The sequence below is a fragment of the Sphingobacterium sp. UBA865 genome, assembly GCF_002295765.1.
Taxonomy (GTDB): Bacteria; Bacteroidota; Bacteroidia; order Sphingobacteriales; family Sphingobacteriaceae; genus Sphingobacterium; species Sphingobacterium multivorum.
This window is the reverse complement of the sequence record NZ_DBGB01000012.1, coordinates 69,853-93,663: the sequence shown is the minus strand read 5'-3', so window position 1 is coordinate 93,663 and position 23,811 is coordinate 69,853. Positions and strand designations below refer to the sequence as shown.

Sequence of the window (23,811 nt, the reverse complement as noted above, 5' to 3'; positions counted from 1 at the left end):
ACTATGGTGTTAAATGCGAAAGTAGGCAAGTCGGTGGATAGCTTTGCATCAGAAAGATGCGTTTTGGTCATGGTGGAGACAGAGGAAACGATCCGCCCTGAAATGATGGGGGTACTGGATCCCGATATTGATTGTTATTTATTGATACACAATGATGTGGAACGCTTGGATAGCCTCGCTCTTGCGCTGGAAAATGAAAATAAAAAGGTTCGACTAGCCCGAGATTTTGAGGAACTGAAACAGATGCCTTTTTTGAACCACCAATTACAACAAATTGCCGTTAAAATTTTGAAATAATCTAAATATGTATAAAGTTGTTTATTCTTTATCTCGTAAGCTGAAGTGGAAAGCCAGCGAGATTTATCATTTTCTCTATCAGAGTTTCCCGGAGATAAAAAATATTGATTTATTGTTGGATGATCAGCAATTTTTGCTTGTCCTGCGGATTAGTACCCGATTGGAATTTTCTATTCTGAACATCTGCCAGAAACAGGGGTTGGCAATGCAATTTGTACAGGTAGAAGATACTGATTAGTTCGTTTGAACAGGTAGAAAATCCTGACGAACCCGTGCGGTTTACAAAGCTTAGCTTATCGCAGATGTTCAAGCATGATGCGGTGAGCCGTAAAGAAACAGCAACTTGAGCTTTATGGCAACATAATTCTGAAAGTTGCTTTTTACTTTTGTTATCGTTCCTTCAAAACATTTTTTCCATCCATTGGTTAATTTTATCGTGCGGATGGAATCTGTGTTGTACATAGGAATTTTATGCAGTCATTTAAAACAGAAAACAACAATTTTATCAAGTATGAGTACATTTTCAATTAGAGCTTTTGGAACAAGTGCACCAACGGCCGATCTAAAACAGATGGATATTGAACGTCGCGAAGTGACGGAGAAAGATGTCGAGATTGATATCTTATTTTGTGGAGTTTGCCATTCGGATTTACATACAGCGCGAAACGAATGGGGTGGGACCGTTTATCCGAATGTACCCGGCCATGAAATTGTAGGGCGAATTACTCAAGTTGGCTCAGCGGTGACCAAGTTTAAAGTCGGCGATTTGGCTGGTGTAGGCTGTATGGTAGATAGTTGTCGCGAATGTGAAAGTTGTAAGGAAGGACTGGAACAATATTGTGAAAATGGAAATATTCAAACCTACAATGGACACGATAAGCACCTTAATAAACAGACATTCGGCGGTTATTCCGAACGCGTTGTAGTAGACCAGGATTTTGTGCTCCACATTCCTGAAAATTTGGATCTTGCAGCAACAGCGCCTTTATTATGTGCTGGAATTACCACTTATTCGCCTTTGAGGCATTGGAATGTGGGACCAGGAAAAAAAGTAGGTATCGTAGGTATCGGCGGCTTGGGACACATGGGGGTAAAAATAGCGAAAGCAATGGGAGCACAAGTTGTTGTCATTACAACGTCTGCGTCTAAAGTGGATGACGCCAAACGTTTAGGTGCCGATGAAGTGATCTTGTCAACTGATGCAGAACAAATGAAAGCGCATGCGGGAACTTTACATTTCATTTTAGATTGTGTTTCGGCACAGCATGACATCAATGCCTATTTAAGTTTATTGAAACGAGATGGTTCCCTGACTCTTGTTGGTGCTCCGGAGCATCCACTTCCTGTGGCTCCTTTTAGCCTGATTCCAACACGAAAGAGTTTTTCAGGTTCGATGATCGGGGGGATAGCCGAAACACAGGAGATGCTTGATTTTTGTGGTAAACACAATATTATATCCGACATAGAGCTGATTAAAATGCAGGATATCAATCATGCTTATGATAGACTATTGAAAAGTGATGTTAAATACCGGTTTGTTATTGACATGGCAAGTTTGAAAAACTAGCACAATAAAATTATTCAATGCTGAACCATCAAGGGGAATTTCAAGTACCTTTGATGGTTCAGTCTGTTTATAGAGGTATTTTTACCTAATTATTGAGTTAACCTTTTACCCTTTAAAATTGTTAACATGGGTAATGATGGTAAATATTGGTCGTTTTTATGGAAAAAAATAAAATTATTGTGTTTTGGTTTCGTCGTGATTTACGGCTGGATGATAATGCCGGGCTTGCTCGCGCGCTGGCTTTGGGTTATCCCGTATTACCTATCTTCATATTTGACGAGGAAATTTTAAAGCAATTGGAGGATAAAAGGGATCGACGTCTTCATTACATCCATCAGGCTTTAACCCGTATCAATACTATACTAGGGGAAAGTGGTGCAACGTTGAATACGTTCTATGGTAAACCTATCGCTATCTACAGGGACTTGGTTGAGAAATTTGATGTGCAGGGCGTCTATTGTAATCGGGACTATGAGCCAATGGCAATTGCGCGGGACAAAGAAATTTTTGAGTTCTGTCAAGCTAAGGGAATTCCCTTCAAAGCTGTGAAAGATCAGGTTATTTTTGATAAAGCAGATATCTTAAAGAATGATGGGACACCATATACGGTTTATACGCCTTATGCAAAAAAATGGCGTGAGAAATTACGTCCTGAGGACCATCGTTCCTATACCTACGCAATGGAATCCTTCGTTCAGCAAAAGCATCAGAAGATCATTTCTTTGGAGAACTTAGGTTTTTTAGAGACCGATCTTAGCTTTAAAGAACCACACCTGGATGCTACTATCATTGATCACTATGATAAAACCCGCGATTATCCAGCGTTAATGGGCACTACTCATTTGGGGATAGCACTTCGTTTTGGAACAATCAGTGTACGTCGGTGTGTTACCTTTGCTTTCAAACACAATGCGACCTGGTTGTCTGAATTGATCTGGCGTGAATTTTTTATGCAGATTCTCTATCACTATCCGCATGTTGTTACCGAATCCTTTAGAAAGCAATACGACGCCATACAATGGCGGAACGATGAGGTAGAATTCCAGCAATGGTGTGAAGGACAGACCGGATATCCTTTAGTAGATGCGGGTATGCGCCAATTGAATACTTCCGGTTATATGCACAATCGCGTACGAATGGTCGTAGCCAGTTTTCTTTGTAAACACCTTTTGATTGACTGGAGATGGGGGGAGGCCTACTTTGCACAAAAACTAAATGATTATGATCTGTCGGCCAACAATGGTAACTGGCAATGGGCCTCAGGCAGTGGCTGTGACGCAGCCCCGTATTTCAGGGTTTTTAATCCGACGCTTCAGGCTGAGAAGTTCGATAAAAATCAGGAATATATAAAACAATGGGTTCCTGAATTAGGTACTCCAGCCTATTGTGAGCCTATGGTTGACCATCAGATTGCCCGTGATCGTGCGATAAAGACCTACGCAAAGGCGTTGAAATAATAGAATTGAATGTCTACATCTTACGAGAGGTTTTAAGGACCAACAAGTCGGAGTAGACATTCAATGTATCTCATTTTTATCAATCTAAAAACTCGGCAACGAATGCGTCGAATACCTGTGGATTTTCAGCTTGAACCCAGTGACCAGCATTAGGAATTGTTTTAAATACGGCATTTGGAAATTGTTCCCTGATCTTAATCTTATCTTCAGGTAATATGTATCTTGATTTTTCTCCTGGTAGAAATAATGTGGGGCCGTTGAATATTCCTGATTTTACCCCGACAGTAATAAACTCCGTATATTTATTTTTTAAAACATCCAGATTAAAGCGCCAATCTAATTTTCGATCTTCTCTGATATATACATTTTTCAATAAAAATTGGATAACACCCGGATCGCTCAAGTAGTGTTCAATCTTTACTTGTACATCTTTCCTGTTTTCTAGTGTTGTAATATCTACAGCAGATAGCGCGTCGAATATGTCCTCATGATGTGGAGGATAAGCTTTCGGAGCTATATCAGCGATGATCAGTTTTTCAATCTTTTCAGGATGGTCAATAGCAAATTGCATCGCTACTTTTCCGCCTAGAGAATGGCCCAATAGCAATACTTTATCTGCTCCAATGGATGCAATATAGGACAGCAGATCGTCTACCATAACTTCCACCGACATATCTTCACTATGGAAACTTCGTCCGTGATTACGAAGATCGAGTAGATGTACCTGTCTTTTCTCGCCAAAACTACGACCAAAGGATCCCCAGTTGTCTGCCATGCCAAAAAGCCCATGTAGGACAATTAATGGAGTGCCACCGTTATCTGCGCCATATATTTTGCTGTGTTGTAATTCTTTCAATGCCATGATATCTATTATTACGATTTATCACCTGTATGTGACGTGTATATGCAGCGAAGTTAGCTTTTGTTGGTGATTTTTTGATCGAAATTATGTAAAACATTACATAACTTTCTATCCATCCCGTCTTATCGCTCTTATCAAAATGGTAGTATTTGGTGATTTATTGGTAGGTCATCGCCGCTAAATCCAGCTTAATTTTGTATTAAACTTAATTCATAAAATAGATGAGAAATAGCGCATTAATAGTCATTGATATTCAAAACGAGTATTTTGAAGATGGCGGAATGGAACTTGTGGATCCCTTAAAGGCAGGGATGAACGCCAGAAGAGTGATCGACCAATTTAGGCGAGAAAAGTTACCTGTGGTTCATATCCAACATATTTCCTCAGATCCAAAAGCAATGCCATTCTTTATTGATGGCACAAGAGCTGCCGAAATTCATGAAAGCGTGAGTCCAATGCCAAACGAGCTAGTAATACGTAAACATTTTCCCAACAGCTTTAGAGAGACAGAATTATTGGATTACCTTCGCAGCAATAAGGTCGAGAAACTTGTTGTCGTAGGCATGATGACCCATATGTGTATCGACGCTACGGTACGCGCCGCTGTCGATTTAGGTTTTTCATGTACTGTAATTGCTGATGCCTGTGCAACGCGAGATCTTGAGATTAATGGTTCCGTAGTTGCTGCACTGGATGTTCAGCATGCCTTTCTTGCTGCTTTGGCGTTCTTTTATGCGCAGGTTCAGGATACCGAGACGTACTTGGCACGCTATTGATTTATAGGGAAATCGGGCCATGGGGAGGCCGATCTGCATGGCCCGATTTCCATAGCGACAATTTGTATAATAGATAATTCAACATTTATTTGGATTCCTGAATAAATGCACTTATGGTTTTTCCAGTTTGAGTTTTAAAAAAACGCATTAAATGATTGGGTTCTGAAAAGTTAAGATCAAAAGCAATTTGATTAACGGAATGGTCAGAGTGGATCAGCAGATCCTGAATCTCGAATAGTAACCGTTGTCGAAGTAAGTGGGCAGCTGTGGTATTAAACTGTGCCTTAACGGCCTGATTTAGTGTAATCCTACTTATTCCCATAAGTGTCGCATATTCGTTTACCCGTTGTTTCTTCCGAATGAACTGTTCCATAAGTTCTTTGAATTGATAGGCGAAGTTATTTTCCGCTTTTTGGTTCGGAAGCATATTTAAGCGTGCATATTTTCGGTTTAAAGTTTGCAATAGGTAATAAAGTAAAGAACGAATAATATGGACACTATCTGCTTGGGTTTCCATGAGTTCAAGTTTAATTTCGGCGAGAAGACCTAAGAATTTTGACATATGTGTGTCATCTGCTATAATCTGGGGTACATAACTAAGCTGGTAGAAATATAATAGTTTGTATGTGAATAATTTATCCGAAAAGAAATCATTTAAAAAGTCTTCCTGAAAAATCAATGTTGTAAACTCAAGGTGTTCAGGATCCAGTTCCCAGGTATGTTTCTGAAAAGCTGAAATAAAGATAATTGAATTGTCGGACAAGGAGAGGATCTCTTGCCCCAATATCAATCTGCCTTTCGCTTTTTTGAAAAATAGAATTTCAAAAAAGTCTTTATGGTAAGTTTCTTGATGTGTATAATCCGTTTCCATCTCGTTGAGGACATTCAACAAGAAGTCAACACCGCATTCTCCCTTATGGAATTTTATTGTTCTCAATCTAGATTACTTTAATCGATCAAAAATACTAAACTTTATAAGTTACACCAGCCTAAATACAAATATTATCGTAGCGTTTTATTCTGCATGTTTATTCAGGCAGCTGAGCAAGGAGTAAGGTAAGGGTTAGAAGCGAAGAGTTTGGAACAAAGGTTTTCTAATGTTTGGTGTTTTTCAAAATAGTTTTCAAAACAGTTAAAAGACAATAGTTGAGGGACATGTGAAGACGAGTGAAGCTGAATTTTGAACAGGAGAATAAAAATTTTATGAAAAGTGATTTTCATCACTTTTTTGCTGAGAAGAATAAGCTATTTTTACTGCTGTAGTCAGTTATCCAGTGAGATTAATCTTTGGGTTTGACAAAAATTATTTAGCCATAAAAATATATTATTTGGGGGTTTTCTCGTTATGAGAGGCCCCTTAATTTTTTTGACAACCTCTATCCTGATGTAAAGGGTTGATGCACTATACCACAAGTTTGGAGTCTTATTTAAAGAAAATAGGTCTTTTCGATAGCTTTCAATAATTTGTTCGAAAAGACCTATAGGGATTTTCTTATTACGGGCTAGTAAATTGCATTCTGTACAGTTAATATAACGGGATAGCCATCGGTAACGAGAATCGTATGTTCGTGTTGTGCCATGAATCCACCCTTGTCACCAACCATTGTCCAGCCATCGTTGAGTTCGGTTGCGTAGGTGGAGGTCGTTGAAATAAAGGTTTCAATAGCAACAACGGTATTTTTTCGAAATCTTCGTTGGTCGAAGCGGTTTTTATAGTTAAGCAGTTCGTCGGGCTCCTCGTGCAGACTTTTTCCTACACCATGTCCGCCAAGGTTCTTGATGACTTTATACCCTCTTTTTTTAGCCTCAGTTTCGATTAGATGCCAATATCGGCTATTTTCACACCACCACGAATATTATTGATTGCCTTTTGAAGAATTTCTTTCGATGCATTGACCAATTTTTCGTGTTCAAAGATGTCCTTTCCTATAACAAAGGAACAACCATTATCAGCCCAATATCCATCTAATTCGGCAGATACATCGATATTGATCAAATCGCCCTCTTGCAATATCCTTTCCGCCGTAGGTATTCCGTGGCAAAATTCGTTGTTTATACTGATACACGTGTAACCTGGGAAACCATAAGTGAGAGCGGGAGCAGAATTTGCACCCATACCTTTCAATATTTCGGCTCCATATTCGTCAAGCTCCTTCGTGGACATGCCCTCTTGAGCATATTCTATCATAGCCTTTAAGGTGATGGCAACGGCATCGCTCGCTTTTTGTATGCCTGTTAGCTCAGTTTCATTCGTTATAGACATCGCTGATGTTTTTATTGTTGAGCATGAAAGCTCAGTTTTCTATTTTGTTAGGGTATTACCACCGAGAACAAATAGTTCAAGGTCATTTTGTTATACCGGATATAAACCAATACAAAGGTCTTAATAAAATTGAATAAAATAGGCATTTATTTGCGATTAGAAGTAAATATACTGTGTTTTGGCTTTAAAAGTTTAGTAATAAATGCTGAATGCCAGTCTGTTTTTGTCCTAGTTTTTATTGTTTTAGTTCTTGATTTTGATGTTTAGACATTTATTTTTTTATGTATCTTTATATAACTTTATGAAATTGCTATTGATCATTTAAATTAAAACAAAATGGCTTTATTGGATACTCTAGAATGGCGTTATGCCACAAAAAAATACGACCCTACAAAAAAGGTCGCTCAGGAAGATTTAGATAAGATTTTGGAGGCAGCACGGATGGCACCTAGCTCTTCTGGACTTCAACAGTTCCGTGTAATTGTGATTACGAATCAGGAATTAAAAGAAAAAATTGTGCCTGTGGCTTGGGGGCAACAAATAGTGGCTGATAGTTCACATCTATTGGTGTTCGCAGGATGGGATAGATACACCGACGAACGCATTGATAAAACCTTCGACAAGATGAATACCTTGAGAGGTTTACCTTTAGACAGCACTGACGAGTATAAAAATAGGTTGAAAGGCCAATTAGCAAGTTTTACAGAAGAACAACAAGCGGCACATGCGGCGAAGCAAGCTTATATTGCTTTTGGTTTGGCAATTGCGCAGGCAGCAGAACTAGGCGTTGATGCGACGCCTATGGAGGGTTTTTCAAATGCCGAATTGGATGAATTACTTGGTTTAGACAAGCTGGGATTGAAGAGTGCGGTTATGCTTCCGTTGGGTTATCGGATGGAAGAACAAGATTGGTTGTTGAAGCTGAAAAAATTTAGACTTCCAAAAGAGGAATTTTTGATTGAGCTCGCATAAATTGTAGTTCACGTTAGAAAAAGCGTTTCCACCATTGTCGAAACGCTTTTTTTATAGAAAAATATTTTTAAAATTGATAGGCAACACTTCCAAGTATATTTCTAGGCATTTGCGGGTTTACCGTTGTCCATCCTTTGAAATAAGTTTGATTTCCTAAATTGTTTGCTTTGAAGGCGAATTCAAAATGTTTAAATCCATAAGATAGACTCGCGTTCAGGAGTGTGTAAGACGGAAGGGTAAATGTGCCAGTTGCAACACTATTGGTAATTACATTTTCACTTGCATAATTCATGCCGATACCAAATCCTAGTCCTTTTAGTTTTCCTTGCTGTAAGCTATAGTTTGCCCAGATGTTGGAAAGATGTTTAGGCCCAGCTTCTTTCGGACGTAGATTGTTGACATTCTTGTCTGCTTTAGTCATCTTACTATTGTTATAACTATAGCTCATAATGAGGTTTAGACCTTGAATAGGGGCCAATGTTACATCAAAGTCAACTCCCCGGCTCAACCGCGTGCCGTCCTGTACACTAATATTATAGGTTTGTCCGTCAATGGTGACTATGTCAGGACGAAGCATATTATATACTGAAATGTCATAGTAACTTGCTGTCAGGCCTAATTTGTTGTTTAAAAGGTCTAATTTGACTCCGGCTTCCCATTGTTTGGCTTGTTGGGGCTTGAAGTCTCCCGAGATGCTGGGATGTGGCTGTACAACTGGAGATACATTTTTAAACCCATTTTGATAATTGGCGAATAGTGATACCTGACCTTTTACAGCTTCATAAACCAAACCGAAACGGGGTGAGAACGCAGTCTGATGGTAAGTCCCAGTCGTTGTGTCTTTATCGAAGTTGTAGGTTCCTTTATTATCAAAATAATCCATACGCAACGCTAGGTTTAGATGTAGCTGCGACGTGAGATCCAATACATTTGAAACATAGGCTCCCAATACTTGATTTCGACCTCTATTGTTCGTTTTGGCTGCCGTTGAAGCGCTTATGGCTGCGTCAATGGTTCCTGCATTAAATTTATAGTAATCTGGATCATCTATTGCTGTGTTGATCTGGTCTACAAGGACATAGGGCGAATTATGTGTTTCTGTTTGCTGGTATAAATAATCCAGACCGACAAGTAGTCTATTGCGAAGCTCACCGATATGAAAATCACCAATAAAGTTCTGTTGAGCATTGATATTTTTTGCAGCATAATTTTGTTTACCAGCATATCTGTTAATAAGTGTGTCATTGCTGTTTTGTAGGTACATCACATATTGAAAGTAGCCATCTGCCTTCCGGTTATTCCAGTTTACAGTGGTATTGGACGTCCACCGCTCATTAAACCGGTACACTACATTTCCGCGGAGGTTGGTGGTTGGGTTTTTGAATGTGACGTCGTTAGCAGTATAGGACTTATCAAAATCGAATTGGAGTGCCTCGGGGGTTCTGGCAAATAATTGACGTGAACGATTGAGAAAAACCATCAGTGGATTAGTAGCCTTGTTTTGGTAAAGTTCAACATCGAGTTGGATATCCAGTTTCTCGTTTGGTTTATAGGTTAGTGAAGGTGTAATAAACACCGACTTATTAAATCCTGCGTCTTGATAGGTACCTGTATGGGATAATGCTGTATTGATTCGTCCGAGCAATTTTTTATCTGCTGTTAATGGGCCATATATATCTGCCGTAAGGCGATGTTGTGCGAAACTTCCAAAAATATAATTTACCCGACCGCCCACGGTATCTAAAGGTTTTTTCGTGATATTATTGATTAATCCACCGAAACCAACAGCCGCACCGCCATATAATGAACCAGAGGGCCCTTTAATTACTTCAATTGTTTCGAGATTCGCAGGGTCTGGACTTGTACTGGAAATACCGACTACACCATTAATCATGGCAGCCTGCGTACTAAAACCGCGCAACGTGTAGTAACTAACACCGTCTCCGGGCCGTCCAGTCGCCGACCAAAGCTTATCAATTCCTGAAACGTTGGCTAATGCATCATCATAATTTGTAATCACCTGACTTTTTAGCAACTCTTTGGTAACGACAGCATACGACTGTGCGTTCTCCATATTTTTCATTGGCATTTTGGAAACATATAAACTCTGTTTCCGTGTGAATTTGTTATTTCCTTTACCATTAATAACGATCTCTTGCAGTGTCGATTGATTTTCAATTAAGTAAATATCAGGAACCCTATTTTTACCATCCGTAATTTCGACTTCCTGCTCATGTGGTTGAATACCTATGGCTGAGATGGCTAATTTTGCCTGACCCGGCTTAAGTGATTTAAATTGATATGAACCATTAGATCGTGTAGAAGTTGTTATGTTTTGCGGTTGTAGTCTGACGGTTATCCCTTCAATGGGCTTTCCGTCGGACGAAAGGATTTTACCCAGTATTTCTGCTTTGTGCTGTTCTTGCGCAAGTAGAGCTCCTGGGACAAGCAACATAAGGTAGATGATGATGCGATTCATTGAATTTTATTTAGATTAATTATAAACAGCGGTAAAGTTATTAGTCCTATTGCATTTTTCAAAGGATTATCTGTTATTTTTTATAATCATTCTAAATAATGTAATGTAACAATGCAAAGAACCCAAATTATCGCTTTGGATGATTTGGGCTCTTTGCATTGTTTGCACGCTATCAGTTGACTTAAATTGACTGTATCGGTACTGTGTAAGGTGTTTTTTTTATTTGGTAAGGCAAATCCATTGTTTTTATAGGCTACATAGGTTGACTGTTTGTCCCTTTTTTAATTTCACATATTGTATGGTGTTATCTCTCTGTATGAGCTTCTTAGTGCTGATGTGCATGAGTGCCTTGGGTTCAAAAATTCGAAAGGTACCATCTTCGGTAGCAGTTATTTTCAGCAGAACAATTTTATTTTCTTTTTTTTCAGCGCTTACGATAAATCCACCCATCGTTCTCAAATTTTTGAAAGACGCTGTTGCCCATTCAGCAGGTAAAGCCGGAAAAACTTCTACATAGTTATTTTTGCTCTGAATGAGCAATTCGTGTATTCCTTGTGCAAATGCAAAGTTACCTTCTAAGGTAAATGGTCGATACGTAAAGTCTGAATATTGCCCGCCTTTTTGGTCGCCATTCAAATGAAAGGAATTGGAGGAACAAAAGTTCTGCGCAAATTTTCGAAGATTGGTTACGGCTTCCTTTCCTTGTTTAGCGCGCGCGTGTAAACAAGCCATCCATGCAAAGGAATAACCAACCCACGCTCGTGTACCCAGTTTTTCAATGTGATTTAGGGAGCTCTCAATGAGCTCTTTTTCCTGCGGATTATTGATGTCTAATAAATCCAATGGATAAATTGCCATATAGGGAGACATATGACGGTGGGAATGTTTCATTGGAAGATTTACAGCAACTTGTAGCCCAGTTTCATCGGCCGCATAGTGAGGTAGTTGCGCCTTGTATTTTAACCAATTCTCTGCTTCTTGCGGTTTGCCCATTGCTGTACTCACCTCTGTAGCAGCCTGGAAAAGAAAATGCGCTAAACTAAGATCGAAATTAGTCCAATTGTCAAACCATGCTGATACACTATTGTCGTTGTATTCGGGATTGCTGCTCAAGGGCAGGTAACGGCGTTCATTTTTTAGTGTGGTTATATTTTTAAGGTAAGTTGCAGATTCCATGATATAGGGATAGGCTTGTTCTTTTAGAAATGTTTTATCCATGCTATATTTCCATTGCCAATAAAAATGCTGGGCCGCCCATGCACCAATAGTAGGAGAAAGAGAATACTGAATCCATCCACCCATAGGGTCTCCATTTAATGTGAGGACACCGGGTACATTCAGCCCATCGACACCAAAATATTGCTTTGTAAAGTCCTTGTTTTTTTTGCGGATCTTCCAGAGCCAATCCGTATAGCTTTTGGCTTCGGCCAATCTATTTCCCGAATAGGCTGGCCAGTAGCTTAATTGTGTATTAAGGTCATTGTGAAAGTCGCCTTTCCAAGGAGGAAGACCACCATTATCCGCCGTCCACACGGCCTGAAGCGTAATTGCTGGAGCACCTTCTCTTGCGACGGCACCGAGTTTATACATATCAAGATAATATTGTTTTTCAAGATTTTTATCAGGAATGGTTATACTTGATTTGGACCAATAGTTTGACCACCAATGCAAATGGCTTGCTTTTTCTTCGGTGTATTTTTTGAGGGAAAGTGCAGATGGGCTTGCCTTTTGATCATTGACGATTGTCCAATAACCAATCAGCTTTTTAGCGGATATTTTTTCCCACCTCAATACAACTTCAAAAAAATGATCATCATACGTATTTTGGTGCAGCACTTCATAGTTGCTGGTGCGGATTATATCTCCTTGCTTATACCCTAATCTTGCTAAATCTTGACCTTCGACAACGCTTTTGTTTTCGTCTTTGTTTGTGTTATTTTCATATTGATGTGGAATTAATTGAGGTAAAAGGTCACTAACATTGTTTCCTGTGATTTCAAAATAGCCAAATGGTTTATAGGCATGTATGAAGGTTTTTAATATCCTACCATCTTTAAATCTAAGAATATTGGTGGCCTGTTCCAGATCAAGTACGTTTGAAACGACAGTGCCAAATTTCGCCAAGTCAAAGAACAGCGACGCTGCTGGAAGCTTAGTGGGATAGGAGGATCTGTCATAAGGAGCGTCTCCCCACTGTTGTACAATGCCGTAGCTGTTGTTTTTTATTTGTTGTTGGACCCAATTGAAATTGTGGTTTTCTATTGCAAAGGCCTTTCTTTCGTCCCATAGATCTGCGCGATCAAGTGAAAATCGAATCGTATTGTCTTTTTTCCAAATCAGTGCACCCAATTGACCATTTCCCAAGGGAATGGCTTCATCCCATCGCGAAGCCAACTGATCGAAATGGAGGTTGTTGTCAGGTGTTGGTTGCCCGAAAGAGAACAGGGTAAACGAACAGCATAGTATTAAATAAAGATATTTCATAATTGAAAGGGTTAGCTTGTAAATTTAAAACTCTGGATGGGGAGGTACTGACACTATTGTTACTTTTTTGCATACTATTTTAGCAAAGCGATGGCCCTGATCCTGGAATCACGTTTAAGCAAATTTAACTGAGATGTATGCAGTGTATGAAATCAAAAAAGTGAGTTCGTATCGAAATTGTTATACTTTTTGAGACGAAAGAATATGGTATAAAAGTACCGTTTTTAGGGACTGCAGTTTAACCGAAAAGAGTACATCATGCTGTTTTAAATCAATCTTTTGAGCAAGTGGGAATATAGTATCCAGAAAATCTTGCAAGAGCAAAGGGTAATATTGTTTATGTTTCTGTTAATCCAGTTTTAGTATAATCCAGTGTTGTTATCTAATTTTATCCTACTCGAAACTAGCACATTTATCGGATAGTTTCGGCACCACTTAACGAAAAAAACAATCATTATTTATTTCGTTGTAGTGCATAAACCTAAAATATTATAGAGTAGATATATCCCAATGCTATGAGAAAAAAGATTGTGGTGCTAACATTATTGGCGCTTGTGCTTATTGGTACGAGCATTTTGACCTTTGGAAAGAAAGAGCCAATTGATTTTAGCGCTGATGTTAAACCGATATTGAATAAACATTGTATCACATGCCATGGTGGGGTTAAAAAAAATGGCGGACTGAGTTTTCTTTTTGAAAATGAGGCCTTCGCCAAAGCCGAGTCTGGCAAACCAGCAATTATTCGTGGCGATGGCGAACACAGTGAACTGGTAAAGAGACTGATTTCCGATGACCCTGAATTGCGTATGCCTTACAATGCCCCTAAACTGAACGATGATGAAATTGATATACTCAAAAGATGGATCGATGAAGGTGCCAAATGGGGAGAGCATTGGGCATATACAACGCCCAAGGAGACTGAGGTACCTAAACCTTTTTCATTGCTCGGCATATTTGGTGTCAAACCTAAAGGGGTGAACAATACGATTGATTTTTTTGTTTTGGATAAGATGAAGGAGAAGAAATTATCCTTTGCTGATGAGGCCGATAAAGCACTGTTGCTACGGAGAGTGTATTTAGATCTGATTGGTATTCCACCCACGTTGGCAGAAATTCAAGCCTTTGAAGCAGATCAGCGTGATGATGCTTATACCTTGCGTGTAGATAGATTGCTGGCGTCGCAGAAATATGGCGAAAAGTGGGCGAGTTGGTGGTTGGATATGGCGCGATATGCAGATACGAAGGGTTACGAGAAGGATGGTTCGCGCACGATATGGTCCTATCGGGATTGGGTCATTAAGGCCTTGAACAAGGATATGCCTTATGATGAATTTACGATTGAACAGCTCGCTGGGGATTTGCTCCCGGAGCCAAACAAGGATCAACTTATCGCAACCGCCTTCCATCGCAATACCATGAATAATGATGAAGGGGGGACCGATAGTGAGGAATTTCGGATGGCTGCGGTTTTGGATCGCTTAAATACAACCTATCAAGTATGGTTGAGTACAACCTTCGAATGCGTGCAATGCCATAGTCATACTTATGATCCCTTTAAATTTGAAGAGTATTATAAATCGTTAGCTTTTTTTAACAACACCAGAGATGAAGACACCCAAGGTGATCATCCTAAACTTCGTTTTTATACGGCACAAGATGAAAAGCGAATTGACAGTATAAAAAGGTGGTTGTCGACTACAGGAAATGCAAGCTTGGTAAAATCAACAGACCTATTCCTTCACACTCTTGAACCCAAAATACATGCGCATTACAGCGATCAAATAGTAGATGGTGCGCTTTATGATACGAAATGGTTGGGGGTTAGAACTGGGGGATCGGCTCGGTTAAGGGCAATAAACTTGGATAGTAAACAGCAATTTTTTATGAATTTCTGGACAGGCGCGGTAGGTGGAAAATTAGAAATTCACGTGGATAAACCTACAGGACCAATTCTCGCCGTTATTGATTTGCCGAGTACAAATGGAAGACAGGTTATTCAGTCTCCCATACTCCCGACTCGCGGTGTACATGACTTATATCTGGTTTTCAAAAATCCATCTGTGGCGCATGGGCAGCCGATCTGCATGATTGAATGGTTTGCATTTCGTGAGAACTTTCCACATGAAAAGTCACTGGATAATATGAATTTTCAAAAGACTTTTCTCCAGTTGGTCAACATGCAACCCGAAGGTGTGCCAATCATGATTGAAAATCCCAAAGACATGCATCGTAAAACAAATGTATTTATACGTGGTAACCGTCTGTCTCTGGGGGCGGAAGTACAGCCTACAGTTCCGGCTTCACTGAATAGTTTCCCGAAAGGCGCTCCGCGCAACCGTCTGGGGTTTGCGCAGTGGATTGTCAGTAAGGAAAACCCCTTGACAGCACGAACCTTAGTTAATCGCGTATGGGCACAGCTATTTGGCCGGGGCCTAGTTGAACCATTGGGAGATATGGGCACTCAGAGTATCCCGCCAATTCACCGAGAGTTATTGGATTACCTTGCCATAGATCTGATGAATACCAAAAAGTGGAGCGTTAAAAAACTGATCCGCGAGATTGTCTTATCCGGAACGTATAAGCAGTCCTCTAGCTTGAACAATTCCAATTTTGAGAAGGATCCACAGAATTATTATTTGGCAAGGGGACCTCGGTTTAGATTATCTGCCGAACAGATTCGTGACCAAGCTTTAGCTGTAAGTGGATTGCTCAGCAACAAAATGTATGGACCAAGTGTAATGCCCTACCAACCGGATGGGGTATGGATGACTTTATATAGCGGTGAGTCCTGGGTGAAAAGTACTGGAGAAGATCAATACCGAAGGGGCATCTATACGTTTTTAAAGCGTACGAGTCCTTATCCGTCTTTTGTTTCTTTTGATGCTTCTAGGAGGGAGGTTTGTTTGGTCGACCGTATTCGCACCAGTACACCGCTGCAAGCGCTTGCCACATTAAATGATCCTGTTTATCTCGAAGCGGCTAAACATCTGGGGACTATTATGGAGAAAGAGGGAAATGGAAACCTTCGGAACGGTATTCGTGTCGGTTATAAACGTGCCATGTTGAAGGATGCCGATGAAAAGAAACTCAAAGAGCTGGAACATCTTTATCAAAAGGCATTGGTTGATTTCAGCAAAAAGCCTGATTCGGCAGCCAAATTTTTGAATGAAGATTTAGCAAAAAGCAATGTAAAGGTCCTGCCTTCAAAAGCTGCCTACATGCTTGTTGCGAATGCAGTGTTGAATTTGGACGAATTTTTAACGAAATCATAAATATTGAAATGATAAATATGGACCGAAACTTCTGAATAAGGACTATCGTATGAAAACGAAGTCTTTTATTGAGAAGGTTAGACCTATAAAATAGTAAGAATATAAACCGAAATGAGCTAAAGCTGCGCACTAAAATTTTAGAGACACAGCTCGTTCATACGTAATGATAGTCAGATGAAAGACCTAAATAAGCTAATAAAAGAAGCGCAACAATTTGAATTGCAGGCTGTCACCAGAAGACATTTTCTAAAAGATTGTGTGGCCGGTATCGGCGGTATTGCTTTGGGGAGTTTGTTAACGAGTTGTAATGGATGGGGACAGTCAAAATCAGCAGAAAAGTTGGATCTGAATGCACTCAATCCACTTGTGCCCAAGCCACCTCATTTCCCAGGTAAGGCTAAAAGTGTCATTTACCTGCATATGGCTGGCGCTCCATCACAATTGGAGTTATTTGATTACAAGCCTGCCTTGCAGAAATTACATAATCAACCTTGTCCGGAGTCCTTGCTTGCAGGAAAGAAATTTGCTTTTATTCGTGGGATTCCAAAAATGTTGGGACCACAGGCTACTTTTAAACAGTATGGAGCAAGTGGGGCTTGGGTATCAGATCATTTGCCTCATTTTAGTAAAGTCGTTGATGAAGTGAGTTTTCTGAAGGCTGTGCATACCGATCAGTTCAATCACGGCCCGGCCCAATTGTTTATGCATACAGGAAGTGCCCGTCTCGGTCGCCCTAGCATTGGTTCATGGGTAACTTATGGTCTGGGATCTGAAAATAGCAATTTCCCCTGTTTTGTTGTGTTAACATCGGGTGGTAAAACGCCTGATGCTGGTAAAAGTGTCTGGGGAAGTGGATTTTTACCATCGGTATACCAAGGCGTTCAATGTCGTTCAAAGGGTGATCCCGTATTGTACATTGCCGATCCTGAAGGAATGGGAAGGGGTATGAAGCGTGATTTGATCGATGCCATAAATAACGTCAACAAAACAGAGTACGATACCTTTAAAGACCCCGAAACCTTGTCGCGGATCGCACAATATGAGATGGCTTATAAAATGCAGGTAGCCGTACCTGAAGTGATGGACATCAATAATGAACCGGCTTATATTCACGAATTGTACGGAACAGAGCCTGGTAAGGAATCGTTCGCCAATAATTGCCTATTGGCTCGGAAACTCGTAGAACAAGGGGTGAGATTCGTTCAGTTATTTGATTGGGGCTGGGACAGTCACGGTACAAATCCAGCAGATTCGATTGATCTCGGTTTTAGAAATAAATGCCGAGAGATTGATCGACCAATGACCGCATTAATTATGGATCTAAAGCAACGTGGTTTGCTGGAAGAAACACTGGTGGTGTGGGGCGGGGAATTTGGGCGCACACCGATGCAAGAAAATAGGGACAACAGCGACATGCCATTCCTGGGACGTGATCATCATACCGATGCCTATACCATCTGGATGGCAGGTGGAGGAGTTCGTAATGGTATAAGTTACGGTCAAACCGATGATATCGGGTTCGCCGGGGTAGAAGGGCGTAGTTCTGTACACGATGTCCATGCGACCATGCTTCATCTTTTGGGTTTTGATCATGAGAAATTTACATACGATTTTCAGGGAAGACCATTCCGATTGACAGATGTGGAGGGTGAACTAATTCAAGCTATAATTTAAAAAAATGAAACAATTTCTAGTATTAATTTTATTTATGAGCAGTTTTCTATCCATGACTGCCCAGCAGTTGCACATTAAATATTATTGCACCAATTGGGGAAATAGTGATTCCTGGGATACGTTCTGTCTCCGTGTGAAAAATGCAGGTTACGATGGTGTTGAATCCTGGTTACCTGGTAGTCCCAAAGAGCGCAAAGAGATGATCGATGCATTACATAAACATGGATTGAGTTTAGGGTTACTTTCAGGGGGATCTGGCGGAACTTATGAGGAATATAAAGAAAGTTTTAAGCGTAATTTGGATGAAGCAGCACAGCTGAAACCCGATTATATTAATTGCCATACAGGTAAAGATTATTACTCGTTTGAACAGAACAAAACATTGATTGAGCTTGCTGATGCAGCTAAAAATAAGTACCGTATTCCCGTTTATCATGAGACACACCGCGGAAGATTTAGTTTTGCAGCCCATGTAACAAAAGAATATTTAGAGAAGATTCCGACGTTACAACTTGCGTTGGATATTTCGCATTGGTGCAATGTACACGAATCAATGCTTTCTGATCAGACCGAGGCCGTAACAAAGGCACTGTCCAGAACTGAGCACATTCATGCACGCATTGGGCATCCCGAAGGACCACAAGTCAACGACCCCGCCGCCCCTGAATGGAAGAGTATTGTTGCACAACATTTGGCCTGGTGGGATAAAGTTGTTGCTAAACACAAGGATAACGGGATGAAGTTATTAACCATAACAACCGAGTTTGGCCCAGCGGGTTATTTACCCACATTGCCATTTACACAACAACCGGTGGCCGATCAGTGGTCAATCAATGTCTATATGTTGCATTTACTCAAAGACAGATATAAAGAATGATGGTTTTCTTTGATGAATTATTGGGCTTTTCGGGACGATTTCATCCTCTTTTGGTCCACCTACCGATCGGCATATTGTTGTTGGCTTTTGTTATGGCAATTATTGCGCAGTTTAAAGGCGGAGCTATGTATTTGCCTGCTATTAAGCTCTCCTTATTCCTAGGGACTATAGCCGCCATAGTGGCTGCTTTATCGGGTTATCTGCTTTCACGAAATGGAGGTTATGAGGAGGATGTACTGAGCTATCACAAGTGGTTAGGAATTGTCGTGGCGTTGAGCAGCTTATTATTGTGGTTTCTCTATCGTAAAGAATCTTCTGCTGCATTTCGCTTTTGGCTTTTTTTTCTCGTAGTAATCATGATTGGGGTCACTGGACACTATGGTGGAACATTGACGCATGGAAAGGGCTACTTTGTCGAAGCTATGCCAGTGGCACTAAAAAAGCTGTTTAAAACGGAAGAAGACAAAGAGGAGGTTCTTATCGTTCAAAATGCACAGGAAGCAGATGCCTATAATGGAATTATTCAACCTATTCTTAAACAGCGTTGTCAAAGCTGCCATGGAAAAAAAAAGCAGGAAGGGGGGCTGGCATTGGATACAAAAGAGAATTTGTTAAAAGGAGGAGAGAATGGCACAGTACTGCATGCAAGCGATTCGAAAAAGAGTGAATTATATGCCAGGTTGGTATTACCTGAGGGACATAAGAAGCGAATGCCACCTAAAGGTCGTACGCCGATAACTCCTGATCAGATCAGACTGATTGCCTGGTGGATAGATCAAGGAGCCAATTTTGATAAAAAAGTGCGTGAAATACCACAAACGGAGGAAATCGCTCATTTGTTGAAAAAATTGGAAACAGGGGAAAAAGACACTCCATCGGTATTATATGCAGATTTACCTGCGGCGCCAGCTTTGCCAAAAGATAAAATCGATGCTTGGCAGGCTAAGGGTATTAAGATCATCCAAGTTGCAAAAGATAATAACTTTGTGTTGGTTAATGCCATTAATTATCCTCAATTTAATGATAAGGACCTACAGGAATTATTAAGTATTAAGGATAATATTGTACAGCTGAAATTAGGAAATACAGCTGTTACAGATCTTGCTTTCTCAACATTTTCGGCAATGCCGAGTCTTTCCCGCCTACATCTGGAAAATACAGAAATTTCCGATGCCGGATTGAGCCAGTTGAAAGGTCTGTCAAAATTAACGTATTTAAATCTGACGGGAACAAAAGTTACCTCAAAAGGTCTGTCAAAACTGAACGACCTTCCGAGTTTAAAAAACGTCTATCTCTATAAAACCGCAAATCAGGAAGTCGCTACGATAAAGCAGCTGAACGCTAAGATTAAGGCAGATACCGGTAATTATAGTTTACCTTTTATTGAAACCGATACAATCAGGTTTTGAGCTGTTGTTGGAATTGCTGGCTATACGCTGGAAATCCGCGATCCAAATAGAATGCTCTTGTACAATTTAACAATTGGGGCGACATGGACAAGTAATTTAAGGAAAATAAACAGGATTTTTTAGCAGATACGAAGCGAATGTATAAGGGGAATGATACAAAATGCGCTAGAGTGGGATAGGAGGAATAGGAATAGGAATAGGAATAGGAATAGGAATAGGAATAGGAATAGGAATAGGAATGCGGAGGTGACGATTTCAAATAAAAGAGCAGCAAGGAATTTCCTGCTGCTCTTTTTACATCACGATAAGCTGTTTTTATTTCGTGCCAGCATCTTCTAATAACTCGATGGCATCGTAAAGGACACCTGCTTCACCTCTAAAAGTTCCAGAGCCCTCTGGTTTGTTATCTTTTGTGTACCATTCATAAAATCCTTTGTTTTTGATAACAAGGGCAAGCATCGGCTGTATTTGCGCATAAGCTTCCTGTTGAAAGCCATTTTTAACAAGCTGCTGAATCATACGACCACCAAACCAGGTCCAGTCCCCACCATTTTGATAACCGTAAGGATACATGCCTTTGTTCTTAAATGAGCCTGCCGGATAAGTCGGGTACACAGTAAGTCCAATTGTTGCTGCACCAGCATCTTTTACATTTTTAATCATTTTATCCAATGAAACTTTTATTTGCTCTTTGCTGAGCAAATTAGCCTCAATAGCAATTGCTGTTCCACCATGATAATAGATTTGATTTTCATCAAAATCAGCCGCAAATGGAGAGCCTTTGATATAAATATGGGGAATAAACTTTTGGTTCTTTTCGTCCCAAAGGTGTTTCATGGTATTACTTGCTATAGACGCTCTGATTTTTCCCCACTTTTCTTTTTTCTCAGGGAAAAGATCCATGTAATTGTCAAGCGCGATCAAAAACATTGCATTGTCGTAGATGTCCAAAGCAATATGCGAATTTTCATCCAGGTGGACACCCCAATCGTGTTCAGGTTGAACGTCACCCCAATCGACTGTAGTTGCGCCCCAAAGTAAACCATAAGTAGCATTATAACGTTTGTCCAATAAAAATTGTAAAGCATGCTCCATGCGATCCTTTACAGCCGCATTTCCAATTTTTTCATCGAGAAAAGCCTTATCTTTCGTTGCAGCGATATATTTATGTACCGCATGGATCAAAGAAGACTCCTGGTCCGTTTCAACTGTATTTTTGTGTGCTGCATAATCAGGAGCTAAGGGACTAGTGATGGTATAATAGTCCGATACGCCATTTTTTAAGCTGGATTTTTTGACAAAACCATCGGCAATATTACCATCAGGACCTTGTAGCTTAAAAAACAAAGCTAATTGATCTTTGATCTGTTCATGGGGATGGACTTTTGTTGCTAAGGTGATAAATGTATTGTAATCTCTAATCCACACCTCACTGTATCCATCCCCCGCATTGAATCCACTTTTAATGACGTTAGTAGCCATATCTTTGACAAGATTGAAGCTGCTGTCTTTTTGGATGCTGTCCTGTAAATTGCTTGTCGAAACCTTACCGCCAGCATTTTGGCAGGACAGTAATAGGAGAGACGAAGATAACGCAAAAAATAGAGTTCTCATTGTGCTGTTAGTTTATAGTAAATGGTTTGATTAACATTTGGATTCTTTGACAAAAGATTGGATAACCTTTGCCTTATCGTTTCCTAAATTACGCAATGTATAGGATCCGGCAGCAGCAGGAACAGCAAAAGTCTCAGCATAATGAAAGACTTTCTTCATGCCATTTGCTGTCGTCAGCTCAATTGCCTCCCCCTCCACAAGCATCATGATGTGACACTGTCCTTGTGTTTCAATTGCAACATCCTGATCGAATTCGTATCTAAAAACATCGTAGAAATGATCTTCATGCGTTGGCAAATGTATTCTTGTTGCTTGCGCATCAAGGGCTACTTCAGTGGGCTGAGCAAGCAGCGTGTTTTTTACGACATCACCTTTTCGGCTAAAATTGAGGTTGGCGAATGCTCTATCAATATTTAATGGGCGTGGTTTCCCATCTAAATCCGGACGCACCCAGTCGTACATTTTAAAGGTATAATTGTAAGGTGTTGCACTGATTTCGAGTACGAGATTATTCACGCCGGAAGAATGTACAGTACCATGTGGTATCAAATACAATTGGTGTTTCTTGGATTCGAATTTTTGAACGTATTGCTCGATATCCATGGCTGTTCCGGTATGGAAGCTCTCTTCTAAAGCTGAGCGAAATTTGTCTGCATCAATGGATTGCTGAAAGCCCAGATACACTTGTGCGTCCTCTTTTCTATCAACGATATAGTATGATTCGTCCTGTGTGAAGTTTTCTCCAAATTCTGTTTTTGCATAGGCTGGACTAGGGTGACATTGAATGGATAGGTTGCCGCCATCAAAGGTATCCAGAAAATTGAAGCGTATCGGGAATTCAACATCGAAACGTTGCTGGGCATGACCAAGCACATTGGCACTTTCTTGAAACATCAATTGATCAAATGAAATTTCGAGTGTATGTCCATCTGCTTCGAGCAAAATGCCATTCTCAGGGACAATCATTTCGAAGGACCACGCATAGTTTTTGACATGCTGATTTATGCCTGAAAGGTGCTCTTTCATCCACTGTCCACCCCATACGCCGGGTTCAAAAGTTGGTCGTACGCGGAAGTAATTTTGGGACATGGCCAGCAAAGTAGCATGTAGATCCTTCCCTGTGATCCATGGTAGGTTTTGGGACGATTGTTGATCGGCAAGAATTTCGACACGGGAAAGGATAGACCTTTTATGTCTATTCAATATTTCCCAGTCGACAAAATAGTAACGTTTGTAAGTTTCCTTTTGATTGGTCTGTCTTGAACAACCTAAGTTTGAAGCTTCTCCCGCACGCATACGTTGAATTAGCACGTTTTTGGGCAGATCAATAAACATCAGCTGACTAGACGTATCGACTAATGATGCTCCAGGGCCATAAAAGATGGTATACTCAGCTTGTATTGATTCGGCGTTTGCTCGTATGGTTTGAAGGTCCGCAAGCTTTTGGGTGTCAAAGTATTCAATGAGTTGAATCCCGGCCTTTTTTCCAAATAATGGATCGTCGCCACCGAGGTATGGTGCGACAAGCCCCTGGATCGCTGATTCAGTTTTTAAAGCTGAATCCATGGCAATAAATCGTGGAGTTACGCCCTGTTTTTCAAATTCTTGCTTTAGCTTGGGGATGATTGTAGCCCAGTCAACACCTACAAAACCATCAACGCTATGTATATTATGTGTAATGAGATGTGCAACAAGATCCGTGTAGGAATTTGATAGTGTTCCTTGAACCGGAAACGTCGGTGTGATTTCGTACTGAAAAGGTTTTGTTTGAGTATTAGAATACATATAATGTAATTTATTGCAAATGA

General features: G+C 40.3%; 16 protein-coding genes and 1 pseudogene. 10 read left to right on the top strand and 7 right to left on the bottom strand.

Annotation, left to right across the window (positions count from 1 at the left end):
- The first annotated feature begins 3 nt into the window (after positions 1 to 3).
- The 4 genes from B2O97_RS05730 (at position 4) to B2O97_RS05715 (ending at position 3,321) form a co-directional block, all read left to right on the top strand.
- Entirely contained in the window at positions 4 to 297 is a 294-nt protein-coding gene (locus B2O97_RS05730; RefSeq protein WP_286767098.1) for a hypothetical protein, read from the top strand.
- Positions 298 to 304: 7 nt separating this feature from the next.
- A complete protein-coding gene (locus B2O97_RS05725; RefSeq protein WP_046674596.1) occupies positions 305 to 535 on the top strand; it encodes a hypothetical protein in 231 nt (76 codons plus the stop codon).
- A 273-nt stretch (positions 536 to 808) separates the two neighbouring features.
- Positions 809 to 1,864, top strand: coding sequence for an NAD(P)-dependent alcohol dehydrogenase (locus tag B2O97_RS05720; RefSeq protein ID WP_112376208.1), 1,056 nt, complete (start codon positions 809 to 811; stop codon positions 1,862 to 1,864).
- A gap of 158 nt (positions 1,865 to 2,022) precedes the next feature.
- Positions 2,023 to 3,321 (top strand): cryptochrome/photolyase family protein, encoded by a 1,299-nt coding sequence (locus B2O97_RS05715; RefSeq protein ID WP_286767097.1) that lies wholly within the window; start codon positions 2,023 to 2,025, stop codon positions 3,319 to 3,321.
- A 79-nt stretch (positions 3,322 to 3,400) separates the two neighbouring features.
- Here the strand turns inward: B2O97_RS05715 and B2O97_RS05710 are convergent, their stop codons facing one another.
- Complete coding sequence (locus B2O97_RS05710; RefSeq protein WP_204991071.1) at positions 3,401 to 4,183, bottom strand: alpha/beta fold hydrolase; 783 nt, start codon at positions 4,181 to 4,183, stop codon at positions 3,401 to 3,403.
- Between the two features lie 221 nt (positions 4,184 to 4,404).
- Here B2O97_RS05710 and B2O97_RS05705 point away from each other — a divergent pair, with 221 nt between their 5' ends.
- Complete coding sequence (locus tag B2O97_RS05705) at positions 4,405 to 4,959, top strand: cysteine hydrolase family protein (protein ID WP_046674600.1); 555 nt, start codon at positions 4,405 to 4,407, stop codon at positions 4,957 to 4,959.
- Positions 4,960 to 5,044: 85 nt separating this feature from the next.
- On the opposite strand, the gene B2O97_RS05700 is transcribed toward B2O97_RS05705, so the two are convergent.
- Both B2O97_RS05700 and map read right to left on the bottom strand, forming a co-directional pair.
- Positions 5,045 to 5,896: a helix-turn-helix domain-containing protein gene (locus B2O97_RS05700; protein ID WP_286709998.1), complete on the bottom strand. Its 852-nt coding sequence runs from the start codon at positions 5,894 to 5,896 to the stop codon at positions 5,045 to 5,047.
- A gap of 565 nt (positions 5,897 to 6,461) precedes the next feature.
- Positions 6,462 to 7,147: pseudogene (gene map, locus B2O97_RS05695) on the bottom strand (type I methionyl aminopeptidase).
- 411 nt (positions 7,148 to 7,558) lie between these two features.
- On the opposite strand from map, the gene B2O97_RS05690 reads away from it, so the two are divergent.
- Positions 7,559 to 8,194 (top strand): NAD(P)H-dependent oxidoreductase, encoded by a 636-nt coding sequence (locus tag B2O97_RS05690; protein ID WP_070565384.1) that lies wholly within the window; start codon positions 7,559 to 7,561, stop codon positions 8,192 to 8,194.
- A 67-nt stretch (positions 8,195 to 8,261) separates the two neighbouring features.
- Here the strand turns inward: B2O97_RS05690 and B2O97_RS05685 are convergent, their stop codons facing one another.
- Both B2O97_RS05685 and B2O97_RS05680 read right to left on the bottom strand, forming a co-directional pair.
- A complete protein-coding gene (locus B2O97_RS05685; RefSeq protein WP_286767096.1) occupies positions 8,262 to 10,673 on the bottom strand; it encodes a TonB-dependent siderophore receptor in 2,412 nt (803 codons plus the stop codon).
- A gap of 246 nt (positions 10,674 to 10,919) precedes the next feature.
- Positions 10,920 to 13,157 carry a glycosyl hydrolase family 95 catalytic domain-containing protein gene (locus B2O97_RS05680; RefSeq protein ID WP_286767095.1) on the bottom strand — a complete coding sequence of 746 codons (2,238 nt, stop codon included), beginning with the start codon at positions 13,155 to 13,157 and terminating at the stop codon, positions 10,920 to 10,922.
- Between the two features lie 515 nt (positions 13,158 to 13,672).
- Here B2O97_RS05680 and B2O97_RS05675 point away from each other — a divergent pair.
- From B2O97_RS05675 to B2O97_RS05660, 4 genes are all read left to right on the top strand, one after another.
- Complete coding sequence (locus B2O97_RS05675; RefSeq protein WP_286767094.1) at positions 13,673 to 16,429, top strand: DUF1553 domain-containing protein; 2,757 nt, start codon at positions 13,673 to 13,675, stop codon at positions 16,427 to 16,429.
- A 174-nt stretch (positions 16,430 to 16,603) separates the two neighbouring features.
- Positions 16,604 to 18,103, top strand: coding sequence for a DUF1501 domain-containing protein (locus B2O97_RS05670; RefSeq protein WP_286767093.1), 1,500 nt, complete (start codon positions 16,604 to 16,606; stop codon positions 18,101 to 18,103).
- Positions 18,104 to 18,107: 4 nt separating this feature from the next.
- On the top strand, positions 18,108 to 18,980 hold the full coding sequence (locus B2O97_RS05665; protein WP_286767092.1) for a sugar phosphate isomerase/epimerase family protein: 873 nt from the start codon (positions 18,108 to 18,110) through the stop codon (positions 18,978 to 18,980).
- Complete coding sequence (locus B2O97_RS05660) at positions 18,977 to 20,389, top strand: c-type cytochrome domain-containing protein (protein WP_286767091.1); 1,413 nt, start codon at positions 18,977 to 18,979, stop codon at positions 20,387 to 20,389. The genes B2O97_RS05665 and B2O97_RS05660 overlap by 4 nt, the downstream gene beginning before the upstream one ends.
- Before the next feature lie 315 nt (positions 20,390 to 20,704).
- Here the strand turns inward: B2O97_RS05660 and B2O97_RS05655 are convergent, their stop codons facing one another.
- Positions 20,705 to 22,003, bottom strand: coding sequence for a hypothetical protein (locus B2O97_RS05655; RefSeq protein ID WP_286767090.1), 1,299 nt, complete (start codon positions 22,001 to 22,003; stop codon positions 20,705 to 20,707).
- 30 nt (positions 22,004 to 22,033) lie between these two features.
- A complete protein-coding gene (locus tag B2O97_RS05650; protein ID WP_286767089.1) occupies positions 22,034 to 23,788 on the bottom strand; it encodes a class I mannose-6-phosphate isomerase in 1,755 nt (584 codons plus the stop codon).
- Positions 23,789 to 23,811: the final 23 nt, after the last annotated feature.

Coding starts and splice junctions, on each gene's coding strand:
- B2O97_RS05730 (WP_286767098.1), top strand. CDS start 4: ATGGTGTTAAATGCGAAAGTAGGCAAGTCGGTGGATAGCTTTGCATCA.
- B2O97_RS05725 (WP_046674596.1), top strand. CDS start 305: ATGTATAAAGTTGTTTATTCTTTATCTCGTAAGCTGAAGTGGAAAGCC.
- B2O97_RS05720 (WP_112376208.1), top strand. CDS start 809: ATGAGTACATTTTCAATTAGAGCTTTTGGAACAAGTGCACCAACGGCC.
- B2O97_RS05715 (WP_286767097.1), top strand. CDS start 2,023: ATGGAAAAAAATAAAATTATTGTGTTTTGGTTTCGTCGTGATTTACGG.
- B2O97_RS05710 (WP_204991071.1), bottom strand. CDS start 4,183: ATGGCATTGAAAGAATTACAACACAGCAAAATATATGGCGCAGATAAC.
- B2O97_RS05705 (WP_046674600.1), top strand. CDS start 4,405: ATGAGAAATAGCGCATTAATAGTCATTGATATTCAAAACGAGTATTTT.
- B2O97_RS05690 (WP_070565384.1), top strand. CDS start 7,559: ATGGCTTTATTGGATACTCTAGAATGGCGTTATGCCACAAAAAAATAC.
- B2O97_RS05685 (WP_286767096.1), bottom strand. CDS start 10,673: ATGAATCGCATCATCATCTACCTTATGTTGCTTGTCCCAGGAGCTCTA.
- B2O97_RS05680 (WP_286767095.1), bottom strand. CDS start 13,157: ATGAAATATCTTTATTTAATACTATGCTGTTCGTTTACCCTGTTCTCT.
- B2O97_RS05675 (WP_286767094.1), top strand. CDS start 13,673: ATGAGAAAAAAGATTGTGGTGCTAACATTATTGGCGCTTGTGCTTATT.
- B2O97_RS05670 (WP_286767093.1), top strand. CDS start 16,604: ATGAAAGACCTAAATAAGCTAATAAAAGAAGCGCAACAATTTGAATTG.
- B2O97_RS05665 (WP_286767092.1), top strand. CDS start 18,108: ATGAAACAATTTCTAGTATTAATTTTATTTATGAGCAGTTTTCTATCC.
- B2O97_RS05660 (WP_286767091.1), top strand. CDS start 18,977: ATGATGGTTTTCTTTGATGAATTATTGGGCTTTTCGGGACGATTTCAT.
- B2O97_RS05655 (WP_286767090.1), bottom strand. CDS start 22,003: ATGAGAACTCTATTTTTTGCGTTATCTTCGTCTCTCCTATTACTGTCC.
- B2O97_RS05650 (WP_286767089.1), bottom strand. CDS start 23,788: ATGTATTCTAATACTCAAACAAAACCTTTTCAGTACGAAATCACACCG.